The following is a 17,880-nucleotide window of genomic DNA, read 5'->3' on the forward strand; positions in this document are numbered from 1 at the left end:
TAAACCACTCATAACATTAAGAAAGGGATGTCCATAGTCATAAACATGACGAGGACATCCCTTTTTAGTGGTATTAACTTTTAACGAATCAAACACGCTATGAGCTGCATTTTCCATTAATCTGCGCTAGAATCCCAGCGACGTGATTTCACTGATCGGCAGGTTCTGGCCCAAGTTTGTACCATTATAACGAGAATAACGTGACTGAAGTTCGTTAATCTGTGCATTCGACCCAAATCCTCTAATTAAGGTGTGGTCGATTCGTTAGAATGGATTAGCGCTTCGACCCGAGAAAGGAAGTTCCTTTCAACCTTCGGTACAGACGCTTCTCTTCATTCTTTTATCATGGTTAAACTACAACCGGAACCGTAAAAGCTCCTGATGCATCTCTGCACTGATATCCCGCAGGGTTTTCACCTTAGTGCTTGCTTCGGCGAACGAACGTTGTTGCTCGGCCGTAGAAGCTGTAATTTCCTCACTGCTTGCAGCCGATTGTTCCGTAATGGCACTGATATTTTCAATCGCCTGTTGAACCTGTGCGCTAAGTTCACTGGACTGCTGCATGTCTTCCGTAAGCTGGTTAATACTTGTGCTGATTCGCTCTACACTGTGACGAATACCAGAGAAGGATTCGCCGGTTTTTCCGGTGGCCTGCTCCTGTTCTGCAAAGAGCTGAATGCTCTGTGTCACAGAGTTTTTCACTTTGCCCATAGCCGTTGTGATTTCGCCGACAGCCCCAAAGATATGTTGTACCGATTGCTCGGATTGCTCGGCCAGTTTCTTCACTTCCCCCGCGACGACAGCAAAGCCGCGTCCGGCTTCACCTGCACGTGCCGCTTCGATGGAGGCGTTCAGAGACAGAAGGGTTGTCTGCGTAGCGATGCTTGATACATAAGCAGTCATGGTTGCGATCCGGGAGGCACTCTCCTCCAATTCCTGGACAGTCTTTTCTACCTCAGACATGGCAATCCGGTTTACTTCAGCCAGACGAAGCTGTTCCTGTACGGCGATGTGTCCCTCCTGCACGGAAGTCAAAACTTCGTTACCATAGATGGCCGATTGTGAAGTCGCCTGAAGATTGCTTTCAAACATATGCTGCATCTTGTCCACAACCATAACCGTGTCACTAAGATCCTCAGCAATTTTCTGACTGCCAATCGATAGCTCTTCGGTCGTTCGGGATACTTGCTGCACAATGGCTTGCACAGTATCATTACCGCGGTCAATGTCCTGTGCCATCCCATCAACACGGTTTCCTGCCGCACCGATAGATTGAATGATACTGCGAATATTCCCCGTCATAAGGCGGAAGGAGCGGTTTAAGTCATCCAATTCATCTTTGCCTCGTGTCTCCGGAAGCTGCTGCGTCAGATCACCGTTCGCAATTTGTCCTGCTGCTTCCTTCAAGCTGCGGATGCGTCTCGCCAATTTTCGTGAAGTGTACATGTTGAACACCAGCACAGCGACAAGCAGGATGATGGCTCCGGCGAGGGCAATCTGCCAGGTCCGCTGAATGTCTTGTTCAAGATCTACTGTGTATTGGTCATATCGATCCCGGGTCACCTCATCCAGCATATAGATATCATTTTGTATGCCTTTGACCCGTGAGCTGAAACGTTTGGCGTCCGAACTGTTCATGGCTGTGATGGCTTCGGTGGCGCCCGTGTCCAGAGCTGTTAATTTGGTTTGGATCGATTGTATCAGGCGAAGCTGTTCATCCGTTTCCAGCAAGCCTTCTGTGAGCTGCTTTACCATGGTTTTACCTTCATTCAGCAAGCGTGCAACATTATCCTGATTGCCAGCTGTCATGGAGAACGAGTACACATCGAGCGCCTGCTCGGTCTGTATCTGGTTAGCGTTCAGCTCCGTGACCTTCAGCATGGCAGGCACCAGATTTTGATTTTTGGCATTCATGCTCAGCAATTGAATAATGATATAGGCTACAAGCAAAAGGCATAACAGTAACGATACTACGGCATTCATTATCAGCTTTCCCTGCAATTTCATAAGCGTGCCTCCATATTAGCAATTGGTTTATTGATCTAGGGTAATTTTGGTTTTGCCGGAAGCGATCTGTGCTTTCAAATCTTCGAACGTTTGCTGTTGTTCGTCCGTGAGTGTGATGTTATGTAGGGCAGTTAAACCTACGCCGTTTTCTGCCAGACCATAGAACATTTCTTTTTCGGGAAATGAATGCTGGTTCTGAATGAACGTATTAATGGCGTTATGAAGAGAGACATCTACATTTTTGAGCATGGAAGTGAGTACTGCTTTTTCTGCTAAAAAGAACTGATCCTGGTCCACGCCAATGGCGTATTTACCTAATCTCTGAATCTCCGAAAGTGAGCCTATGCCGGTAAGTCCGGCAGCAACGTAAATGACATCAACACGCTGTTCCTGAATCATCTGCGCCGCGAGTTTTCCTCCAAGATCAGGATTGCCGAAATCCCCGGCGTACACGACATGGACTGTGGCATCCGGATTAGCCGCCTTTACACCTTGCTCAAAACCTTGCTGGAAATCGTGAAGCACCGGAATATCCATTCCACCCAAGAAGCCTACATGGTCTTCGGTTGTTGCAAAGCCAGCAATGATACCTGCAAGATAGCTGCCTTCTTCTGCTTTGAAGGACATGGAGGTCACATTGGGGAGATCGGAATGCCCGTCAATGATGAGAAAGTGCTGATCGGGATACTTCTGAGCAACCTTCTCCAGATCGGTTTTTATCGTGTCGCTTAAACCAATAATCAGATCAACTTTATCCTTCGCAAATTGCTCAAAAGCTGCCTCGGATGTCAAATCCTTTCCCGGTTCCTTGTAATCAAAAACAATACTGTTCTCGTTTCTTGCCTGTACCAATCCCTCAAAAGATGCGTCACTGAAAGAATGATCACCCAAGCCGACATCCGTAAGAACGATTCCGACTTTAGTTCGCTGATCTGCGGGGGACACTTTATCGGTTGCCGAACATGCTCCCAGCATCAGAACAACTAGAACCATCATCATGGTGAACCCGAATTTGATTTTACCTTGTGTTTTCATGTGCGTATGCCCTCTTTTCTATAAGATGGAGATGACGTGTGAGGTGAGCAATTCCTCTATATGTATATCGGACGAGAGCAGAGTCTCTATAATGGGTAAGGATGAAAATTTACGAAAACTCAATAAAAATCCAATGAAACCCATAAATTATACATAGAATTTACATCTGAAGAGGCATGAATTCTATACTGAACCTGTACTACGTCTTGCTGGTCAACGGGAAAAAGAAAGACAAAAAAAGGGTAAAGAAGAGACCGATTAGATCTCTTCTTTACCCTTTCCTTGAAACCAAACGAATGATGAATGACTACATATCATGAATCAAAAAATTCATATATATGAACGGTTTTCCCGGTTCCCGCAGCATATGCAATATTCCTGAGCATTACGTTCCCACTCTCATTCAGCTGCACTTGCAACGTATTACCACGCTGCTACCGAGCCATCTGCCCGGCTTTCCGTGCCGCCGCACAATACGCCGTTGTCCGGGTTGCGCCAGATGATCTGGCCGCGTCCAAACATCGACGGATCGAGGGCGACCTGTATATCATGCCCTTTGCGGGCAAGTGCCTGTGCAATATGTTGAGGGAATCCAGGCTCAACCAGAATCGTTTTGCCTTTGGTCCACTGCCAGCGCGGAGAATCGAGCGCAGCCTGTGGATTGAGGTGGAAGTCCACCGTATTCATGACGACCTGCACATGACCCTGGGGCTGCATGAAACCGCCCATGACCCCGAATGGTCCGACTGCTTCATCACCACGTGTGAGGAAGCCCGGAATGATTGTATGAAATGTCCGTTTGCCTGGCTCCAATGCGTTGGCGTGATCGGGATCAAGCGAGAAATTATGCCCCCGGTTTTGCAGGGCAATGCCTGTGCCTGGCACAACCAGCCCGGAGCCGAAGCCCATATAATTGCTCTGAATGAAGGAAACCATGTTGCCCTCACCATCTGCCGTTGCAAGATACACCGTTCCACTTGCCCTTGGGTCGCCCGCTTCAGGCGGAAGTGCCACATCACCAATGAGCTTGCGCCGTTCGTCTGCATACGCTTCGGATAATAATTCCTGCACCGATACGCCCATCTTGCGTTCCTCGGTAATGTATTTTTCCCCATCGGCAAACGCAAGCTTCATGGCTTCCAACTGCCTGTGGTATGCCAGAACGGATTCCTTTTCTTCAAAATCAAATCCCTTTAACAGATTGAGTGCTGCCAGAGCAATCAGCCCCTGACCGTTCGGTGGGATCTCCCATACGTCATATCCGCGATAGGAGACCGAGATCGGATCAACCCACTCAGGTTGGAATGCAGCCAGATCTTCTTTGGTCAGGTAACCTCCGTGTTCTGCCATAAAAGAATGAATACGCTCCGCAAGTTCGCCTTCATAGAAGTCTCGCGCACCGGTCTCACCAATCCGGCGCAGTGTTGCCGCATGATCCGGCGAACGCCACATCTCGCCCACGGCTGGAACATGCCCGCCTGGGGCAAACGTCTCAAACCACGCACGCCCGGCTTCCGCATCGCCTTGGCGTGCGTAGATATCGGCTGCCCGTGCCCAATGGCGGGCCAGCCCCGGCGCAAGCGGGTAACCTTCTTCCGCGTAGCGGACAGCCGGTTCCAGCGCTTCCGCCAGCGTAAGCCGTCCGAATCGGCGGCTCAGCTCAGCCCAACCCGCCGGTGCGCCAGGCACCGTCACCGGGATGACCCCCAGCTTAGGCATCTCCGAATGGCCTGCCGCTTTGAGCGCCTCAATCGATATACTCTGAGGCGCAGGCCCACTGGCATTCAGGCCATGCAATTTGCCCTCGGTCCAGACGAGGGCAAAGGCATCGCCCCCAATGCCATTGGACGTTGGCTCCAGCACGGTGAGTGCAGCAGCGGTGGCGATAGCGGCATCGATGGCGTTGCCGCCCTTTTTTAACACATCCATACCCGCTTGTGCAGCCAAAGGTTGTGAAGTGGCGACCATGCCTTTTTTGGCATAAACGGGCACACGATAAGACGGATACGGTTGGTAGAGTGGATCGTAGTTCATCAGGTTGTTCAGCTCCTTGTCGCAAGATGTCAGGTTCCGGCTCGCCGGATCAATTACTCCTAACCCTCTTCGGAACAGGTAACGTGATCTCCTGCTGCCAACGCGAAATCCAACCTGACATAGCCCGTGAACGGGGAGGATACAGTTGCATTCATATCAGTGCCAATGTATTTTTTCCAAGATATGAGGTGTTCTCCAGATGACTAGGTCGTTACCATATCGCCGCCATTGACATGAATGCACTCACCAGTGACATAGGAGGAGTCGCGGGAAGCGAGATAGACGTAGGCAGCTGCTAGTTCATAAGGTTGGCCTGCCCGGCCCATCGGCGTCTCGGTTCCAAATACCTGCACGTCTTCAGCGGAGAAGCTGGATGGAATGAGTGGTGTCCATATGGGTCCAGGAGCCACGCAATTCACCCGGATTCCTTCGGATGCGAGCGATTTGGCGAGTACCCGTGTCAGAGAGACCACAGCCCCTTTGCTGGAAGAGTAATCGATCAGTTGCACTTCACCTTTATAGGCCGTAATGGAAGCCGTATTGATGATGGATGCTCCTTTGCACAGATGTGGGAGAGCCGCCTGAATCAGAAAAAAGTAGGCAAACACATTCGTCTGGAACGTATGGTACAGCTGTTCTTCCGTAATATCGACAATGCTTGGCTGTACGTACTGCACGCCATGATTGTTGACCAGGACGTCGATCTTTCCGAAGGTTTCCATGGTCGTTCGGATGACAGCCTCACAGTTTTTCTTTAACCGCAGATCAATCTCGATTAATAGACACCGTTGTCCCAGCTCTTCAATGCGTTCACGTGTCCTTTCGGCGTCGGTCCGTTCATATAGATAAGCGATGGTGATATCTGCACCTTCCTTGGCAAAAGCAATAGCTGCCGCTCTGCCGATTCCACTGTCACCACCGGTAATAATCGCAACCTTGCCTTCTAGCTTGCAGCTGCCAATATAAGCAGGATCTTCGCTGATCGGTTCAGGCACCATCAGAGTTTCCAGACCTGGCTGCTGGTCCTGATGCTGGGGTGGGAAAGCCAGCTTTTGTGGCTTGCACACCGTTTTCTCACCGTAAAAAGGATAGACAGGATTCATTCGGTTTACATCCCCCTCGCACGTTCGTTCATATGCCTAAACTATGCATTCGCCCAGAAGAAGGTGCGACAGGAGGAAGAAGGGCATTTGTTTTTGGTGCAAAATATACCATAATAAGGATGTATTAATTGCAACAGTTCATTAAAATGTGGAGGTGTCAGGAGCCAAATGAATATTCAGGGAATTAATCATCTGTGCTTTTCCGTATCCAATCTGGAACGGTCCATTACCTTTTATGAGCAGGCTCTCGGTGCCCGTATTCAGGTGAAAGGCCGGAAGCTGGCATATTTCGAACTTGCCGGACTTTGGATCGCTTTGAATCAGGAAGACGTCATTCGCAACTATACGGAACGAACGTATACACATATTGCATTTACCGTAAAAGAAGAGGAATTCGACGAGTCTGTGCAGCAGCTGCGAGCAGCCGGGGCTGACATTCTTCCCAGAAGACCACGCGATCCGAAGGATGCATTATCCATTTATTTTACCGATCCCGATGGTCATTTGTTCGAGCTACATACCGGAAATATGAAGCAGAGACTTGACTATTACCGTGAGGATAAACCCCATATGACCTTTTATACGTAATCGAATGAGCTGAAATGGAAAAAAATATGACATATCTATTGTGCAAACAATGGATGTACATATAATATGGACAAATATACCCTTAATTTACCACTGTTTGATACTTCGTTCATACTCAAGGAGGTTTGTCATGATTCAGTTTCCCAAACCGGATGTAGAACAGTATTTCCAGACGTATCGCATTTCCCATTTTGTCGTATCGGCCGACGAGAAACGTTTGTTTTTTGACAGCAATCTGAACGGCCAGCCCAATATCTGGGCGATGGATCTGCCGGGTGGCTACCCGTATCCTTTGACGTATTTGAATCAGAGCAGCCAGTTTATCCAACCAGACCCAGAAGGACGTCATATTCTCACGGCGTTTGATCGGGACGGGGATGAGAATTATCATCTGTATGCACTTAAACCGGAAGGCGGAGTCCCATTTCCTGTTGTTCCGGCAGAGCCCAATGATCGTTGTTATTTCTCTCATCTGTCCGAGGATGGACAGCGTCTTTATTATATGACAAGTAAGGATAACCCGAACTATCTCAACTCACGCCGGATGAACCTGGAAACGGGAGAGGATGAGCTCTTGCATCAAGGGGAAGAGGTCACAAGCAATCTGATTGCTGTGAGTTCGGATGAACAAGCCTATGTAATCTTGAATGTATACTCCAATACCTACCAGACAGCATATGTATACCGGAACGGTGAGTCAGAATCCATTATTCCGGTCTCCGAGCAACAGAGTCAGGTTTCGTATGTCCTATTTGCAGACAATAATCGGCTTCTGATGATTACAAATGATAACGAACCGTACACCTATGTGGCCGAATACCGGCTGGATACTCATGAGTTTCGTCCTCTGTGCAAAGTGGAGGGAGAAGACGTGGATATCATCCGCTGGCATAAGGATTCAGAGACGTTATACTTCTGGACGTTTACGGGTCCCGAGAATCGGATGTACGCGCTGGACAAAGGTTCCGAGCAGCCTCGGCGTGTGGCCATGCCACTGGACACCGTAGAACATGTGACGGTTACCAAGGCTGGCAACGTGTATATTTCGGGGCGTGGAGCTGTCCAGCCGCATAATATCTATCGGTTGATGACAGGTAGTGAGTCCTGGGAACCGTTGACTGCGAATCGGGTCACGGGGCTTAATCCGAGTGATCTCGTCTACCCGGATGTCATTCGATATAACTCCTACGACGGACTGGAGATCGAAGCGCTTTTTTTCAAAGCGAAGCCGGAACATGCTAATGGTTACACGGTATTTTGGCCGCATGGCGGGCCACAGGCATCGGAAGCAAAATTCTTCCGTCCGATGTTCCAAATGATGCTGGCTCAGGGTTATCATATTTTTGCTCCGAACTTCCGGGGAAGCACTGGATATGGCGCCGAGTTTGGCAAAATGGTCGAGAGAGATTGGGGCGAGGGCCCAAGGTTAGACTGTGTTGCCGGTATAAACTGGCTGTTTGACGAGGGTATCTCATCACCGGATCGCCTGTTCGTGGTAGGGGGTAGTTACGGCGGGTATATGACCTTGCTGCTGGCAGGGCGTCACCCGGAATTATTCCGCGCTGCGGTTGATATTTTTGGGCCAAGTAACCTGTTCACATTCCTGGAATCTGTGCCGGAAGACTGGAAACCGATGATGGACAACTGGCTGGGTGATCCGGTCCGTGACCGCGAACGCTTAACGAAGGATTCACCGATTACGTATCTGGACCAGATGGTCAACCCGATGCTGGTCATTCAAGGGGCCAATGATCCAAGGGTCGTGAAGGCGGAATCGGATCAGATCGTGGCCGCGTTGCAGGGGAAAGGGGTAGACGTGGAATACATCGTTCTGGATGATGAAGGCCATGGCTTCTCCAGAAAAACGAATGAGATTCTCGTGTATCGGCGGATGCTGGAGTTTTTGCAGAAACATCAGGAAGTGCCGGTTGCACAACCGTAATTCATATATGCATATTACCGATTTAAATATATGATGGTTTGAGAAAACCGCCAGGAGTGAGTGCATCTCATCCTTCTGGCGGTTTTTTGTTGTGTTAATCCAGTAAAGCAATTACCGAATCCATGTACTGCTCCGCCCAATCTGCAAAAGGCATATCCGCTGCCCAGGTCACTCGGCCTGTTGCTTTGCATTCACCCCATAACAAAATGCGCTGATAGAGCAGATGCACCCTAAGACGTGTTGCAAAGTGCTGGTATCGCTCCGTATCTGCTGCGCAGACAACCTCCCGGTAACCGTGAAGGAATCGTTTGGCAAGTTCGGGTTGACCTTCTCGTACATACATGGCTGTCATTTTGGTTAAGTCAGCTGTTCCGTCTCCAAAATAGGCCGTTGTAAAATCAAACAGACCACTAATCTGCCAGTCCGAAGCAAGGCTATCACCATTCCTCTGAATCACAAAGTTCTCGACCTTAAAATCACCCATCACAAATCCGGGAACAGGCATGGAGTGAAATGCAGATTCAGCGTTTTTTAATTGCTCGTCCACCCACTGTGTATCTTCGTCTGTTATCACGGAGTACTTTGCAGCATCCTGCAGCCAGTGATGGATTGTCCCATACAGCCAGTCCAGATATTTGCCCGCAAAGGGAACGATCTGCTTTGCTACAGGATCATACTCTCCCGCATCAGGGACCTTCCAACGGTGTAGTTCTGCTAAGGAGTGGGCAAGCATCGTAGCGATCTTCTCCTGATCCTCCTGTGAAAGTGAAGCCTGTAATGACGGATCATGCAGGTGCATTCCAGGTAATCGGGGCATGATGGCATAGCTCCAGTCCAATATGTCGGTATCTTCATGTAATAAATATGGATCAGGTACAGGAATGTTGGTGTGGGTTCTCAGCTGTTCTACAAAGAACTGCTCTTCCTGAAGTTGTCCTGCATATAACGGGTTGCCTTTCAGAATATATTCTCCCTCTGAAGAGCGAATAAAAAGTGTCTGACCCATCACACCCTCATCGGTTCGCTTATAATCTATAAGCGCTCCCAGATTGCAATCATGAAGCGCCTTTTGCAAGGATGCTTGCTCAATCTCACCAAGTTTATTGGAGCCAAAATAAATACGGGTTGTCATAAGCCCCTCCTGCGATCTCAGTCTTCATCCTCTTCGTCAGACAGATCAAACGTATCGGCATCAACCAATCCGCGAATAAAAGTTTCAAAATTAGGCGCCAGATATGTAATCTCATAATCGTCTTCCTGATCCACATGAACCACAGCAGGTTCGCCTTCAGGGCCACAGAATCGATAATCCAGCATCACTACATCGTGTCCGGCAGACGGACAATCACAGATCACAACACCAAGATCAGGGTATCCCCAATCTTCAATCATGAAACGGCTTCCAAATTCTCCGCCCAGTGTATTGGACTTGTCCCGTGCAATGCCCATAATCCCCGTAATGGCGATATGGTCTTCAGCCCATGAAGTAGCTTCTTTGGTTGGGAAAACAGTGTGTGCGGGGATTCCACCGTTCTGTGTGTTCATTAACTGGATATAGGAGGCAGGTAATTTGTAGCCTAGCTCCTTTTCAATGGTTTGGATCATCTCCTCGTCAAAAGGTGAAGATACATAACTTTCCAACGCATATTCGCTGTGTTCCCAGAATGAAGTCGGATCGTAGGACCCGGAAGCAGCTCTAAGATTGTTCAGCCTGCCACTGTGCTCCAATTCCAACAATATCTCTTGATGGCGCTGTCGATCCTGTTGCATTTTTTCAGCTTTGGGCCGTGTCCATTCGAGAAATTCGATGGTCGATTCGTCATGGGGCAAGAGCTCGTTTGCCATCTCAAAAGCTTTGATTGCCTGCTCGTACATGGCCATATGATAATAAGCGTAACCCAACCGGTACTGCCATAGTGGGTCACTCGCTCCCTGCCCATGGATAAATAGTAACTGTTGGACAGCCTCACGGTAACGACCTTCATTGTTATACGCTCTGGAAAGTTGTCCAATCAGCTCATAATCCCGTTCCGATTCGGGGATTTGTTGAATACGTTCAATAATAAGACTGAACTGGTCCTGTTCATGCCATTTGTTTAGTTGCTCCAGCAGTTCTCTTTCCATCACTATGCCTCATTTCAATAGGGGAATGTGAACCTCTTTCCATTATATCTTACAAGCTGGCAGGATGGATGGGTACAGTATCCTATCCAGTCGCATATAAAAAAACACTCCCACAAGCAGAAAGCCATCAAGACATTTCAACAAGGGGAGTGTTGTGCATTTTTATTAGATTGCGTTCATTAAATTACGCTCACTGTATCAATCAACTTACAGATCGTCAAATCCGTTATCGTCGCCGACTTTGCCGTAGTTACGGGATTTGGCTTCGAAGAAGTCTGTTTTCGTAGCATTCAGTGCTTCGTCGGAGAAAGGTTTGATCCAAGGCATGCAGTTTACATCCACGCCTTCATATGCTTTTTCCATACCCATCAGGCGCAAACGTTTGTTGGCGATGTACTTGATGTAGTCTTCCAACTCGTTCAGGTCAATCCCGCGTACGTTGCTGAGAGTGTAGTGTGCCCAGTTGGTTTCGAGTTCAACGGCACGGTTGATCGTTTTGTACACATAGTCCATGTTCTCAGGTGTGTTCAGTTCAGGGAAGTCCACCAGCAACTGTTTGTACACTTCAGCGAAGAAGTAGCAGTGTTGGTTCTCGTCGCGCTGAATATAAGAGATCATTTGGCTGGTTGCCATCATCTTCTGGTCACGGGCCAGGTTGTAGAAGAAGGCAAATGTACTATAGAAGAAGATACCTTCAAGTACCAGATCGGCTACCATGGCCTGGAAGAACGTCTGTGGAGACGGGTTATCCCGGAAGGTTTGGTAGATGTCGGCGATGAACCGGTTACGGTCAAGCAGCACCGGATCATGTTTCCAGTATTCAAAGATTTCCTTTTGCTCCCGATCGGACACGATGGAGGACAGAACGTAAGAGTACGATTGGTTGTGTACAACTTCCTGTTGTCCAATGATTGCCGAGATTGCTTCCAGTGAGGAATCCGTGAAATAACGTTTCACGTCACCTACAAACATCGTTTGCATGGAGTCCAATACAGCGAGCAGGGAGATGTTGACTTTAAATGTACGCTGTTCTTCCGGATCCAATTGGGCAAATTGGGAAGCATCCTTGGACATTGGAATTTCATCCGCGATCCAGTGGTTGAGCAGCAGTACTTTGTACAGTTTGTACATATGAGGCATACGAATATCGTTCCAGTTCAGAATGCCTGAGCATTCCCCTTCAATGATACGGGTAGACTGGTTAGGCGCTTCGGTATTGAAAATTTTCTGCAATTGCATAATCCGTTCACTCCTTGAATGAATTTACACTGTATAACTACGATGACAGAACAACCTTCCGATCGCTGTTATCCCCAGATTTCTTTAACTCCTTTTCTAAATGGGAGAAATCCGGTGATAAAGGCGAGCGCTTCGCTTCTCCAGTTTTTTTCTGTCCTCTCCGTTATCGTGTAATATTATTTCAACTTATATATTAGGGGCTGTAATGTAGCATCTATATCAACATCTCATGATGTTGTGATCGTGTTTTGGGCAAAAAAGTACCAGGGCAACGCCATTTTGCATTCAAAACAGGATGCCCTGGTAGTCATCGTAGATCTAGTGAGCTTTCAGCATCACGATAAAACTTAGCTTGCGCAAGAATCGCATTCTTCAATAGTCAATGCCCGACTGCGGACATAATAAGTTGATTTAATGCCGGCTCTCCAGGCGTGCAGATGCAGTTCCAGGAATTCCGTTGCTTTGATATCTGGACGAACATACAAGTTGAAACTTTGTCCCTGATCGACGTGGCGTTGACGGGCAGCGGCCATATTGATGGAAGCATGTTGATCCACCATGAACGCTGTTTTGTAATACCAGATCGTTTTTTCGGACAGGTCAGGTGCCGGGTTGGCAATCTTGTATGTCGTTTTCTCTTCATAGGACAACAGTTCGTAAAGCGGATCAATGCTGGCTGTTGAACCGGCAATGATGGACGTTGAACCATTTGGTGCAATAGCGAACAACCAAGCGTTACGTACACCGTTTTGTTGTACTTGGGCTTGCAGTTCTTTCCATTGTTCAGTTGTAACGAATTCGCCTACGCGCTCACCTGTCGTGTAATCCCGTTGGTCGAAGTATTTACCTGTTTGCCAATCGGAACCTTGGAACTTCGGATAATGTCCTTTTTCCTTGGACAGTTCCATGCTGGCTTTCACGAGCAGATAGTTAATTTTTTCGTACAGATTATCGTTATATGTGACTGCTTCTTCCGATTCCCAACGAATGCCTTCGAGAGCAAGCAGGTGATGAAGTCCGAATGTTCCCAGACCAACCGCACGGTATTGACTGTTGGTGTATTGGGCTTGCAGCACTTCAATGTTGTTGATGTCGATAACGTTGTCCAGCATACGAACCTGAATCGGTACCAGACGCTCCAATACATCATGAGGTACAGCACGTGCCAAGTGAATGGAGTTCAGGTTGCAGACTACGAAATCGCCCGGTACTTTGGAAATCACGATGCGGGTTTGTCCATCTTTGGTTACGAGCTCTTCTTTTTCAACTACAGTTGCAGATTGGTTCTGCATGATTTCGGTACAAAGGTTGGAAGAGTAGACCATGCCGTGTGCACTGTTCGGGTTCGAACGGTTAACAGTATCCCGGTAGAACATGTAAGGTGTACCGGTTTCCAGTTGGGATTTCATAACACGTTTCATGATGTCAATCGCCTGAACCGTAATCCGGGACAACAGCGGGTGGTTGACCGCTTCCTCATATTTCTCACGGAACGCGCCTTCGCCTACGGACTCATCATAGAAATCTTCCAGTCCGAGTGGACGACCGTTCTCATCTTTCCAGCCCATCACTTTTTTCGTTTCATGCGGGCAGAACAGGTTCCATTCGCCGCGGCTGGCCACTCGCTCCATGAACAGGTCAGGCAGGCAGATGCCGTGGAATACGTCATGCGCACGCATCCGCTCGTCACCATTGTTCAGCTTCAGATCGAGGAAGGCCAGAATGTCTTTATGGAAAACGTCCAGATAAACAGCGATTGCACCTTTACGTGTTCCGAGTTGGTCTACGCTGACCGCAGTATTATTTAGTTGGCGAATCCAAGGGATTACGCCAGAACTTGTATTTTTGTGACCCCGGATGTCCGAACCGCGAGCTCTGACTTTACCGAGGTAAACGCCGATGCCGCCGCCCATTTTGCTGAGACGTGCTACATCTGTGTTGGAGTCAAAGATACCCTCAAGGGAATCATCCACGGTATCAATGAAACAGCTGGAGAGTTGTCCAGCCACTTTTTTACCCGCATTGGACATCGTAGGTGTAGCTGCCGTCATGTACATGTTGCTCATTGCCCAGTAAGCTTCCTTAACGAGGTCCATACGTCTCTCAGCAGGCTCCTGATGCATCAGGTACATCGCGATAACCATGTAACGCTCTTGAGGCAATTCCATGACTTTTCCGTCAAAATCGTGTGCAAGGTAACGTTCTGCCAGTGTGAGCAAGCCGATATAGTCGAACAACAGATCGTTGCGGTAATCGATGCATTCAGCAAGTTCGTCGATCTGCTCTTTGGTGTAACATTCCAGCAGTTCTTCGCGGTAGATGCCTTTCTTCACAAGATCCACTAGAAGCGGGTGGAAAGCGCCGTAAGGCTCTTCCGGGTAAGATTTGTATCTGCGGTTGGTTGCCGCTTTCTTGTAAAGGGAAGTAAGCAGGGAGCGTGCCGCTGCAAATTTCCAGTTAGGCTCTTCCTTCGTTACCAGTTCCAGAGCGCTCATCATAAAAGCGCTGCTGATCTCGTCTCCGGTAACTTCGTCACGACGGAGCTTGCTGTTTACCCCGCGTATCAGACGTTCCTTGTCCAGCATGTCCAGTCCTTCCAGAATACGATCTGCATATACCGAGATGCGCATATCATCAAAGGCAAGCTGGCGGTTGTTCGGCTTGGTCACAACTTGTGGCATGAATATTCCTCGCTTTCGCATGTTTAAGAGATAAATTGGAGAAATTCTTTATATAAAGAATTGAGTGTCTTCTTACGGTGAGATAAAGATATAAGCTGCATATTGCGGACTGAACGGCGGTAATTGCGAGTCTTGCCTCATCTTGCACATAGGAGCGCACGCAGAACATGGTCACATAAAAAGCATTCCCCTTGCCTCGCGGCTGAAAATGCCCATGGATGCCCTGAGTTCCTTACTGTCTTTGAAGAATCAAAAAAAGACAGGAAAGGGTGCTTATGTAATCTTTTGTCTATAGCAGACACGCCTGTGAATTAGAGGATACCGGTGCAGTCCAAATAGCCCCGTTAACCTCCGAGTCAAGTCTGTTTCGAGAAAGCGATTTACACCTACAGGGACGTGCCTTTAGAGGTGATTTCATCCTGTTTTTCGCGAGATTTCAGAAGATGACTAATAGAAGTGGGGTGATTTAATTTCACTACATTTTGTTGCTGTTCTCTTACTGTAACCCAACATATAGTGTTTGTAAACAGGGTCAACACAGTAAAACGTAATTCCGAGTATACCATTTAAGCCAGGATTCCGCAAAGGAAAAGGACTGGAAGATTTGAAGATTTATCAAAAAAAATTTTTGGTCAAATCAGATGACGTCATCACGTCAGTTTGAATTATAGCTCCTTCAACTGGTAGAATAAAAACAGGCAAAAATCGACTAAAAATGAGCGGCACCGGTATCTTTCGGGGCCCAAGGAAGGCGGAGCGAAATGGCAATAGCAGAAGTGACCGTAATTCCAATTGGCACCGGGACGACCAGCTTGAGCAGTTATGTGGCGGATATGCAGAAAGTATTGGAAAACCAGCGGGGCATTACATATCAGTTGACCTCCATGAGTACCATTATCGAAGGCCCGCTCAATGAAGTATTTACAGCAATTGCGGCTCTGCATGAAGCTCCGTTTCTATCGGGAGCTCAGCGTGTCTCCACATCCGTCAAGATCGACGATCGTCGTGACAAACCGGATGCCTCCAGTGTACAGAAGCTGCAATCTGTTCAAGAGAAACTTTCATCCCGTCAGGCACGGCCGAACTGACGGAAGTCAGCAGCATAAGGAAGATGGTCTTATACAATGTACTGCAAGTCTCTTTTTGGGGCTTGCGGTTTTTTGCATTTTATGGGTTCAAAGAGAAAGAGAATATGGTTGCTTCGTAGGTAATGCCTGCCCAAATTTAATCAGAGCCCGATCTAGTGTGTGATTTTTGCATATAGTGAACTGTACCTCAAATAAAAGGAGGGTTTTGCATGAGTGGAGTTGTAGGTGGATACGGCGGCGCATGGACATCGACTGGTGCCATTTTGGTTCTCTTCATATTGTTGGTTATCATTTCCAAAGCATTCCTCATCTAATAGACCCTTAACACCTAAACCATTGGTAAAGGAGGAATCTCCATGAGCGAAGTACTTGGAGGCGCAGGATACGGCGGCTGGACATCAACTGGTGCCATCTTGGTTCTGTTCATTCTTCTCGTTATCATCACTAAATCTTTCTGGGTATAATATGTTGAACTCCGCCGGTTAACCGGTGGGGTTTTTTTTGGTTTGAGGACAAGCCTACAGGAATAGTGAAAACGCCTATTTTGTCAAAGTAGGGCCATAGCCCGGTCCAGAGGTAGGCATAATACATAGCTTAGGGGTGTAGGCAAATGTTAAGGAGGAATGAACAATGAGCGAAGTAAAACCGAATTCACCAAACGGACAGGGACACGTATACGGATACGTGGGAGGGTATGAGCACATGCATGGATACACAGGTCATGAAATGCATGGGTACGGATATGGTTGTGGAACTATGCCAGCGGGCTATGGCTACGGCTACGCTCATCATCCCAATCAGGCTCCAGTGCTTCATGGGTATCACCATGGTTGTGGAACTTCCTATGGACATAGCGGAGGAAGCTGGGGATCCATGGGTACGATTCTTGTACTGTTCATCCTGTTGGTCATCATCTCCAAAACGATGTTTATCTAGATCTTACAACAGCAACTGTATCAGGGGGTTGATCCATACAACTCCGATGAAAGGCGCCGAGATTGTATCGGCGCCTTTTAGCTGTCTGGACATTTTTTTATTAAAAGTGGACATGAAAAAACACCCGGAACCCAATTCCGGGTGCTTTGTGTATGTTTTCAATCTTCTCAAGAATAAGTGACATCCAAAACAACAAAAGCCCTACCTCTCTTTTGTCCTTGCGGCTCCGATGACCGCGCCAGTGTGAATGGGAACATCTTGTGAAACTCTGTACTACCGGGTTAATGTGATTCAGGTTCTTCAATCTTCATAGGTTAATGTGCATGTTCGCTGCGGTCGCAGCATGAAGAAAATATTCCGGGGTTTAAAGAAGACAGAAAATCATATGAGGTTGTTTAAATACCAACTCTTAGAGTATACCACAGGCTGTAATTTTTTGCAATAAAAAGGAAGGTTGAAGCTTTTTTTGAAAACAATTGCGAAAACATTTCAAATTTTTTCTTCAATAAGGTAATCCTCTTCAAATGATTCTGCGTAGGTTATAATAAGAGGGATGACACGGAAAGGGGCCCTCGCATGACTGAATCAATAGAGGACAGCAGGTTAATGCGGCAGATTGCGGAACGAGATGCTTCCGCACTGGAGCTTTTATATGACCGCTACGAGCGGGCGGTGTATTCTTTTGCTTATCGGATTGTTGGTGATCCAATGACAGCAGAAGAGACTGTCCAGGAATTATTCCTGCGGGTTTGGAACAATGCTGAACGATATGAGGCCTCACAGGGGAAGCTGACCACGTGGATGTTCGCTATTACGCGCAACATTGCAGTGGACATGCTGAGGCGAAAATCCAAAAGCGCAGCTACGACCTCAGTGGAGAACGAAACACTGGCGGCATATGCCGATGAACATACAAATACAGAAGAAGAAATAGAGCGCAAATGGGAAGGTGTCCGAATCAAGGAGGCGCTGTCCCAGCTGAATGGTGACCAGCAACAGGTCATTGAATCGATCTATTATGCAGGCTTAACGCAACAGGAGGTATCCAGCAGATTCGGGATTCCGCTGGGTACGGTAAAGAGCCGTGTCAGGCTTGCGATGCG

The 17,880-nt window shown here is 47.8% G+C and carries 15 protein-coding genes; 7 read left to right on the forward strand and 8 right to left on the reverse strand.

The window, feature by feature from the left end; translation table 11 throughout:
- Positions 1-354: 354 nt before the first annotated feature.
- The 4 genes from A6049_RS30940 to A6049_RS30955 all read right to left on the reverse strand — a co-directional run bounded on the left by A6049_RS30940 (position 355) and on the right by A6049_RS30955 (position 6,179).
- The gene (locus A6049_RS30940; protein ID WP_063568252.1) at positions 355-2,007 is read right to left on the reverse strand and encodes a methyl-accepting chemotaxis protein; all 1,653 of its coding nucleotides are present in this window, start codon (positions 2,005-2,007) and stop codon (positions 355-357) included.
- A gap of 27 nt (positions 2,008-2,034) precedes the next feature.
- The gene (locus A6049_RS30945; RefSeq protein ID WP_063568253.1) at positions 2,035-3,042 is read right to left on the reverse strand and encodes a BMP family lipoprotein; all 1,008 of its coding nucleotides are present in this window, start codon (positions 3,040-3,042) and stop codon (positions 2,035-2,037) included.
- Positions 3,043-3,465: 423 nt separating this feature from the next.
- Entirely contained in the window at positions 3,466-5,076 is a 1,611-nt protein-coding gene (locus A6049_RS30950) for a gamma-glutamyltransferase family protein (RefSeq protein WP_063568254.1), read from the reverse strand.
- A gap of 203 nt (positions 5,077-5,279) precedes the next feature.
- Positions 5,280-6,179: a glucose 1-dehydrogenase gene (locus A6049_RS30955; RefSeq protein ID WP_063568255.1), complete on the reverse strand. Its 900-nt coding sequence runs from the start codon at positions 6,177-6,179 to the stop codon at positions 5,280-5,282.
- 168 nt (positions 6,180-6,347) lie between these two features.
- Between A6049_RS30955 and fosB the strand changes: the two genes are divergently transcribed.
- A complete protein-coding gene (fosB, locus tag A6049_RS30960; RefSeq protein WP_063568256.1) occupies positions 6,348-6,767 on the forward strand; it encodes a metallothiol transferase FosB in 420 nt (139 codons plus the stop codon).
- A gap of 130 nt (positions 6,768-6,897) precedes the next feature.
- Positions 6,898-8,709, forward strand: a complete 1,812-nt coding sequence (locus A6049_RS30965) for a S9 family peptidase (protein WP_063568257.1) — start codon at positions 6,898-6,900, stop codon at positions 8,707-8,709.
- Positions 8,710-8,803: 94 nt separating this feature from the next.
- On the opposite strand, the gene A6049_RS30970 is transcribed toward A6049_RS30965, so the two are convergent.
- The 4 genes from A6049_RS30970 to A6049_RS30985 all read right to left on the reverse strand — a co-directional run bounded on the left by A6049_RS30970 (position 8,804) and on the right by A6049_RS30985 (position 14,753).
- Positions 8,804-9,841: a phosphotransferase family protein gene (locus tag A6049_RS30970; protein WP_063568258.1), complete on the reverse strand. Its 1,038-nt coding sequence runs from the start codon at positions 9,839-9,841 to the stop codon at positions 8,804-8,806.
- Between the two features lie 17 nt (positions 9,842-9,858).
- Positions 9,859-10,833, reverse strand: coding sequence for an SMI1/KNR4 family protein (locus A6049_RS30975; protein WP_063568259.1), 975 nt, complete (start codon positions 10,831-10,833; stop codon positions 9,859-9,861).
- A gap of 207 nt (positions 10,834-11,040) precedes the next feature.
- Complete coding sequence (locus tag A6049_RS30980) at positions 11,041-12,072, reverse strand: ribonucleotide-diphosphate reductase subunit beta (protein WP_024632189.1); 1,032 nt, start codon at positions 12,070-12,072, stop codon at positions 11,041-11,043.
- A 347-nt stretch (positions 12,073-12,419) separates the two neighbouring features.
- On the reverse strand, positions 12,420-14,753 hold the full coding sequence (locus A6049_RS30985; protein WP_063568260.1) for a ribonucleoside-diphosphate reductase subunit alpha: 2,334 nt from the start codon (positions 14,751-14,753) through the stop codon (positions 12,420-12,422).
- Positions 14,754-15,514: 761 nt separating this feature from the next.
- On the opposite strand from A6049_RS30985, the gene A6049_RS30990 reads away from it, so the two are divergent.
- From A6049_RS30990 to A6049_RS31000, 5 genes are all read left to right on the forward strand, one after another.
- Positions 15,515-15,841, forward strand: a complete 327-nt coding sequence (locus A6049_RS30990; protein ID WP_063568261.1) for an MTH1187 family thiamine-binding protein — start codon at positions 15,515-15,517, stop codon at positions 15,839-15,841.
- Positions 15,842-16,050: 209 nt separating this feature from the next.
- Positions 16,051-16,155 carry a hypothetical protein gene (locus tag A6049_RS34300; protein WP_017690880.1) on the forward strand — a complete coding sequence of 35 codons (105 nt, stop codon included), beginning with the start codon at positions 16,051-16,053 and terminating at the stop codon, positions 16,153-16,155.
- Between the two features lie 42 nt (positions 16,156-16,197).
- Complete coding sequence (locus A6049_RS33835; protein WP_197521564.1) at positions 16,198-16,305, forward strand: sporulation protein YjcZ; 108 nt, start codon at positions 16,198-16,200, stop codon at positions 16,303-16,305.
- A gap of 166 nt (positions 16,306-16,471) precedes the next feature.
- Positions 16,472-16,777, forward strand: coding sequence for a hypothetical protein (locus A6049_RS34305; protein WP_063568262.1), 306 nt, complete (start codon positions 16,472-16,474; stop codon positions 16,775-16,777).
- Positions 16,778-17,353: 576 nt separating this feature from the next.
- The coding region (locus A6049_RS31000; protein WP_095206277.1) for an RNA polymerase sigma factor at positions 17,354-17,880 on the forward strand (527 nt) is incomplete at its 3' end.

The organism is Paenibacillus sp. O199 (assembly GCF_001636635.1).
GTDB classification, from domain to species: domain Bacteria; phylum Bacillota; class Bacilli; order Paenibacillales; family Paenibacillaceae; genus Paenibacillus; species Paenibacillus marchantiae.

Excerpts from the sequence above, each read along its gene's own strand:
- A6049_RS30940 (WP_063568252.1), bottom strand. The coding sequence starts at position 2,007 with ATGAAATTGCAGGGAAAGCTGATAATGAATGCCGTAGTATCGTTACTG.
- A6049_RS30945 (WP_063568253.1), bottom strand. The coding sequence starts at position 3,042 with ATGAAAACACAAGGTAAAATCAAATTCGGGTTCACCATGATGATGGTT.
- A6049_RS30950 (WP_063568254.1), bottom strand. The coding sequence starts at position 5,076 with ATGAACTACGATCCACTCTACCAACCGTATCCGTCTTATCGTGTGCCC.
- A6049_RS30955 (WP_063568255.1), bottom strand. The coding sequence starts at position 6,179 with ATGAATCCTGTCTATCCTTTTTACGGTGAGAAAACGGTGTGCAAGCCA.
- fosB (WP_063568256.1), top strand. The coding sequence starts at position 6,348 with ATGAATATTCAGGGAATTAATCATCTGTGCTTTTCCGTATCCAATCTG.
- A6049_RS30965 (WP_063568257.1), top strand. The coding sequence starts at position 6,898 with ATGATTCAGTTTCCCAAACCGGATGTAGAACAGTATTTCCAGACGTAT.
- A6049_RS30970 (WP_063568258.1), bottom strand. The coding sequence starts at position 9,841 with ATGACAACCCGTATTTATTTTGGCTCCAATAAACTTGGTGAGATTGAG.
- A6049_RS30975 (WP_063568259.1), bottom strand. The coding sequence starts at position 10,833 with ATGGAAAGAGAACTGCTGGAGCAACTAAACAAATGGCATGAACAGGAC.
- A6049_RS30980 (WP_024632189.1), bottom strand. The coding sequence starts at position 12,072 with ATGCAATTGCAGAAAATTTTCAATACCGAAGCGCCTAACCAGTCTACC.
- A6049_RS30985 (WP_063568260.1), bottom strand. The coding sequence starts at position 14,753 with ATGCCACAAGTTGTGACCAAGCCGAACAACCGCCAGCTTGCCTTTGAT.
- A6049_RS30990 (WP_063568261.1), top strand. The coding sequence starts at position 15,515 with ATGGCAATAGCAGAAGTGACCGTAATTCCAATTGGCACCGGGACGACC.
- A6049_RS34300 (WP_017690880.1), top strand. The coding sequence starts at position 16,051 with ATGAGTGGAGTTGTAGGTGGATACGGCGGCGCATGGACATCGACTGGT.
- A6049_RS33835 (WP_197521564.1), top strand. The coding sequence starts at position 16,198 with ATGAGCGAAGTACTTGGAGGCGCAGGATACGGCGGCTGGACATCAACT.
- A6049_RS34305 (WP_063568262.1), top strand. The coding sequence starts at position 16,472 with ATGAGCGAAGTAAAACCGAATTCACCAAACGGACAGGGACACGTATAC.